Source organism: Phyllobacterium sp. P5_D12, assembly GCF_054049495.1.
This window is the reverse complement of record NZ_JBFUMG010000310.1, coordinates 1-5,271: the sequence shown is the minus strand read 5'-3', so window position 1 is coordinate 5,271 and position 5,271 is coordinate 1. Positions and strand designations below refer to the sequence as shown.

Sequence of the window (5,271 nt, the reverse complement as noted above, 5' to 3'; positions counted from 1 at the left end):
AGGCAACTACGTGCCGGACACCTTGGAACTCGCGACGGCGTCACCGGATAGGTCTTTGCTTCCGCCGCTGGAAGCTGCGCTGGTGCATGGAGCGAAAGCCGAAGCGCTCAACAGCTACGAAAGGGTTCGCATCCTGCCCGAATTGGAAGAGGTGGTTCGTCCATCCTGGCCCTATGATCCTGGTGCATTCCTGGCAACCAATGGAGGGTACAACGCCGTATACACCTTGCTGCATGCCTTGGTGCCTGCCGGTTCGCCGGTTGCAATAGAAGACCCGACGGCAATGCGGCTTCTGGATATTCTGGAGGATCTCGACGTTCCGATCATCCCGGTTGCATGCGAYGGGYACGGACCGCTTCCGGACGCGCTCAGGGAAGCGTTGAAAGAGAAACCGGTGGCGTTTCTTTTCCAGCCCAGGGTGCATTCCGTCACCGGCTCCTCCATGACGGCGGAAAGGCTTGAAGCGCTGGGCGACGTGCTCAAGGAGTCCGAAACGCTCATCATAGAAGACGATGGTGTCGGCGATATTTCAGAGGCGGCCCGGCAGTCACTGGGTCGGCGTTTTCCGGACCGCGTCATCCATATCCTTTCCTATTCGAAAACCCTCGGACCCGATCTGAGGCTGGCCGTGTTGTCGAGTTCGGCGCGTATCGTCGAACAGATTCAATCGTATCGAAGCTTCAGCGCGGGGTGGACGAGCAGGATTTTGCAGGCTGCAGCATCCTGGCTTATTCAGGACCCTTCGACCGACGAAATCATCCGACGAGCCAGGACGATATATCGCGAGCGCCGGCAAGCATTTGCCTCGGAATTGCTCCGGCGCGATATAGGAATTGATGCTGGAGACGGGTTGAGCGTACTCGTCCCGGTCATGTCGGAGAACTTTGCGCTGATTACCCTGGCGTCCCGCGGCATCGCCGTTCATCCGGGCTCAAAATTCTCCATGAAGCCGATCAATTTCATACGCGTCGCCACCAGTGTCCTTCAATTGCCAGACGTCGAAAGGGTCGCAGCCRCGATCGAGGTTGCGGCCGCTGTACCCAGATGAGCATCCGGCGCGCTTTGCTTCATGCACAAACGGCCCGAGAGTTCAGGCCGTTTTCATGTATTCAGAAATGAGCGCCTGTGAGGGTTCAGAAATTCCTCTGGAAGCGGATTGTGCCCCCGAAAGCATCGTCATCGCCGCCATTGGCAACCGAGAAGGCTTCGCGAGCGCCGTCGAACTTGGTGTAGTTGAGCTCCGGTGTGATTACGAACCCGGGAACCAGTTCGTATTCGACGTTAAGTGCAAAGGCGTAGGTGCCTTCGTCTTCCCATGCCGCCTGGCCATTGAGAGTTGCCTTTTCGGCGACCTTTGCGGTGAAACCACCCCACGCAGCCCAATCGCCCTCCCAAGTGCCAAACCAGTTGCGGTTGAACTGATCGACATCGCCTGTCGCGGGATCGAAGTCATTGTCATAGCCGGACTGATAGCCGCCCATGACGAAGACCGAGAACTTGTCGTTGATCGTGACGTCCAGCCGGAGCTTGCCGGCAAATTCCTCGACATTTGAGTCGTAGCCGACGACGCCGGATACACCGCCCCAATCTTTCTCAAGTTTTGCACCGGCGAGAACGTGAGGCATATAGTCTTCGATAACGTATTGTCCGCCAAGGCCGGTAACATCGTCCTGGCCTTGTTCAGCGCCGATCATGGCCGAGAAGCCGTTGCCGCCTGTAAAGGTATAGCTGACCTGATTGCTCTGGCCTGACTGATAGTTGATCACATCGTCATTGAGGACATTGCCGGCGTAGCCGACGAATGAGCCGAAGAGTTCATCAGCTGTACCGATGCGGAAGCCGCCGAGTTCGATCCAGGCTTGCGGGAGTGTACCACCGGTGGAGACGCCATTCTCATACTCAAGGCGGGTCTCGGCATAGGAGCGTAATGTGCCCAGTTCGGTTTCGGAGCGGGCGTCGAAGCGAACCTCTGCACGGGTGAGCTTGTACCAGGTCTCGTTGCCCTTGGCGCCGACATTTGTCCCATCATAGGGATTGTCGCCGGCTGCAGCATCGTAACGAACATAACCGTCGATCTTCAGGCAGGTCTCTGTACCCGGTATGTAGAAGAAGCCGGTGCCGTATGCATCGCAAACGCGCACATATTCAACGGGCTCCGGTTCAGCAACAACAACTGCATCTGCAGCGCGCGCGCCGGAAGCGACAACCAAAGTTGCAATCGATCCCAGTAAAAAGCTTTTGATATTCATCGTTGTTCCCCATGTTGATAGTCATTGATCTTTGTCAACCAGTCGCTTCCGATAGAATGCGATCTGAGGATCGCAAGAGGATCTTCCCAATCGAGACGCGAACAGATGCGATAGATCTCCAATGTCTCCGCATCCATTTCGCCCCGCCGATTGAAGTACATAGCGGCGGCATAACGAGCGCGGCCCGACCATTCCTGTCCCAGCGGCGTATTGACCAAGGCCCACTGTTCTCGCTCATCGTCGCTAGGCACAGACATGTCAGAAATCCGCTGGCGGGTTCGCGGTGCGCCGGTCAAGCTTGATGAAAGGCCTCGGCACCACCTTGGCCCGCTTCATCAGCTTCTGATAACGCAGCTCGCGCATCGCATAGATCTCGACCCACAGATCGCCGGTTATGGTGTCGCCGTAGGGCCGCTCCAGGCTGGCTAGCGCAATGTTGCGCTTGGCCATTGGCGACCATATCGCCGCGCTGACAAGACCTACCTCGCGCTTGCCCTGGTGATAGACGATGGCGTGTTCGGCTGGGATATTCCCTTCGATTTCGAGCCCCACAAGGACATGCTGCAGACCGCCCTTGGCTCGGGCTTGCTGGATGGCACGCCGCCCGTTGAAGTGGGGCTTTTCCATATCGATCATGAATCCGAGGCCAATCTCACCCGGCATTCGCACCCGGTCCGCGCGGATGGCGTGCTCGGCGGTGATGAAATCCGAGTTGGCAACAATCAGCCCTGCTTCGAGCCGCGCCCGGTTGAGTGCGGCATAGCCTATTGCGCGCATGCCACGGGGTTCTCCTGCTTGCCACAACCGATCCCAAAGACCGAGGGCCAGTTCCTGGTCTATGAACAATTCATAGCCGAGATCGCCGGTAAAGCCTGTGCGTGAGATCGTAACGGTACCACCTTCGTGCTCGAATTCGGCAAGATCGAAGACCTTGAGCGTGTCAACATTCTTGAAGCCCGCATCGCGTAGGACCGCAAAGGATGCTGGTCCCTGCAGGGCCAAAGCCGCGATAGCCCTGGTCTCCTCGAAAATGCTGACGTCGAACCCGATGCCGCTGTCGAGCAGCCAAGGCAAATGCCGTTCCTGGCTGCACAGGCGAAACCGATTTTTCGTCAGGCGGAAAAGCGTTCCGTCATCGAGCACGTGGCCTTCATCGTCGCACCAGGCCGTATATTGAACTCTGCCGGGCCGCAACTTCCTCACATCGCGAAGGGATACCCTGTTGAGAAACGCTTCGGCATCCGGTCCTTCAACCCGGTATTTCACCATGGGTGATATATCGAACAGTGCGGCCTGGCTACGAATGGCAAAATATTCGAGCTCTTCGTCCCAAAGCGAAAGAGGCGCCTTGTAGCCTGCCCAGTCGTACCATTCCTCGGTTCGCATCAAGGCCTCGATGCGCGGTTGAAACGGCGAGGCGATGCGCGGCTTGCGGAAATGGTCCTGTGAGGCGGCTCTCGCCATCAGTAGCTTTTTTGGGTCGCTGTGCTTCATGACGTTATCCTTTCCTCGCGATGACGCGCCGCGCCGCGTTCAATCCCGGGACGCCTGATACGCCGCCGCCCGGATGTGAGCCGGAACTTGCAAGATAAAGTCCGTCGATGGGCGTGTCATAACCTTCGGCACCGAAAACGGGGCGTGACATCAGCATCTGATCAGCCTGCAGTTCTCCGTGGTGCCAATGTCCACCCGGCATGCGGTAACGCCGTTCAATATCCAGCGGCGTGAGGAGTTCGGCGTGGAGGATCGATTTGCCGATTCCTGGAGCATATGCCTCCAGCTGTGCGAGAATTGCCTTCAGGAATTTCGGTTTGCCAGCGCTCCAACGCTCCTTCAATGCGTAGGGAGCATACTGAACGACGGCGGAGAGAGTGCACGTCCCGTCGGGCGCCAGCGATGGGTCGAGCAAGCTTGGCAATGTTATCTCCATGACGGGCTCGGGCGAGAATTCTCCGTATTTGGAGGGATTGAATGCGCGCTCAACGTGATTGACAGAAGGCGCGACAACCAGCCGTCCGTTCAACTCGGGTGCGCGCAAGCCTGAAAATTGCGGAATTCGGCCCAAGGCCAGATGTAGTTTCGCGGCATCGCCATTGACGCGGATATTATTGATCCTTCGGACAAATCCCGTATCGATCTCGCGGGTCCCGACAAGATTGAGAAACGTCGTGCGAGGACTAATGGCGGATACAACCGTTTTCGCCCGGATTTCCTCACCGCTCTCCAACACGGCCCCGACAGCCCGGCCATTCTCGATGATGATCCTGGCGACGGGAACATTCGAGCGGATGGCCACACCGGCCTGCTCTGCGGCCAGTTCGATTGCCTTGACCACGGCGCCAGTGCCGCCGACGGGATGCATCTGCGCACCGGGCTTGCCACCAATTTCGCCCGCAAGCCGGTAATAGAGCCCGAGCAGGGAGGTCGGGGAGCGCGGCCCAAGATGGCTGCCAAGCGTGGCATCGAACGCGAGCAGGCCTTTCAGCCGGTCATCTTCGAGATGCTCATCCAGCACGTCCGCGACATTCATGAGCAGCATGCGCAGGAAATCGCGCATGTCCTCCTTGCCGAGCCGGCGCAGAGCGATGCCGGTCATGGCCATGGCCGACGTTTCCGCAAATGACATGCCGCTCAGATCGGGGGGTCTGCGTGAGAGCAGGGGTTTGAGGATTCCGGCGTAGCGGAAGAGTTGACTGCGCAGTTCGCTCCACGCTTCCTGCTCGGGCTTGGAAGCGCCGACAAGGCTTTCGCCATACGCACCGACAAGGGTAAGCGGCGCACCTTTTGCTGAAAGCACGGTGGTCGGCATCAAAGGGGACGTGTCCAGTTTCAGGCCGTGCTTCTGCAATTCCAGAGACTTGATTACCTCAGGATGCAACCTGTTGATCAGGTGGGCTACCGAAGACGTCCGAAAACCTGGTGCGAATTCCTCGGTGCGGGCAGCACCGCCGGTTTCACCATCCGCTTCCAGCACCAGCACTTTTCTGCCGGTTTTCCCAAGAGTAGCGGCAGCAACGAGGCC

The 5,271-nt window shown here is 58.2% G+C and carries 5 protein-coding genes; 1 reads left to right on the top strand and 4 read right to left on the bottom strand.

Annotated elements, in window-relative coordinates; genetic code table 11:
* The coding region (locus ACXJ5O_RS17980; RefSeq protein ID WP_457301083.1) for an aminotransferase class I/II-fold pyridoxal phosphate-dependent enzyme at positions 1-1,048 on the top strand (1,048 nt) is incomplete at its 5' end.
* A gap of 85 nt (positions 1,049-1,133) precedes the next feature.
* On the opposite strand, the gene ACXJ5O_RS17975 is transcribed toward ACXJ5O_RS17980, so the two are convergent.
* The 4 genes from ACXJ5O_RS17975 to ACXJ5O_RS17960 all read right to left on the bottom strand — a co-directional run.
* On the bottom strand, positions 1,134-2,249 hold the full coding sequence (locus tag ACXJ5O_RS17975) for a porin (protein WP_457301082.1): 1,116 nt from the start codon (positions 2,247-2,249) through the stop codon (positions 1,134-1,136).
* Complete coding sequence (locus ACXJ5O_RS17970; protein WP_457301081.1) at positions 2,246-2,506, bottom strand: hypothetical protein; 261 nt, start codon at positions 2,504-2,506, stop codon at positions 2,246-2,248. Before ACXJ5O_RS17970 ends, ACXJ5O_RS17975 begins: the two co-directional genes overlap by 4 nt.
* 1 nt (position 2,507) lies before the next feature.
* Entirely contained in the window at positions 2,508-3,743 is a 1,236-nt protein-coding gene (locus ACXJ5O_RS17965) for an aminomethyltransferase family protein (protein ID WP_457301080.1), read from the bottom strand.
* Between the two features lie 4 nt (positions 3,744-3,747).
* Positions 3,748-5,271 (bottom strand): phytoene desaturase family protein (locus ACXJ5O_RS17960; RefSeq protein WP_457301079.1); only part of this gene is annotated, 1,524 nt, incomplete at its 5' end.

Excerpts from the sequence above, each read along its gene's own strand:
- ACXJ5O_RS17975 (WP_457301082.1), bottom strand. The coding sequence starts at position 2,249 with ATGAATATCAAAAGCTTTTTACTGGGATCGATTGCAACTTTGGTTGTC.
- ACXJ5O_RS17970 (WP_457301081.1), bottom strand. The coding sequence starts at position 2,506 with ATGTCTGTGCCTAGCGACGATGAGCGAGAACAGTGGGCCTTGGTCAAT.
- ACXJ5O_RS17965 (WP_457301080.1), bottom strand. The coding sequence starts at position 3,743 with ATGAAGCACAGCGACCCAAAAAAGCTACTGATGGCGAGAGCCGCCTCA.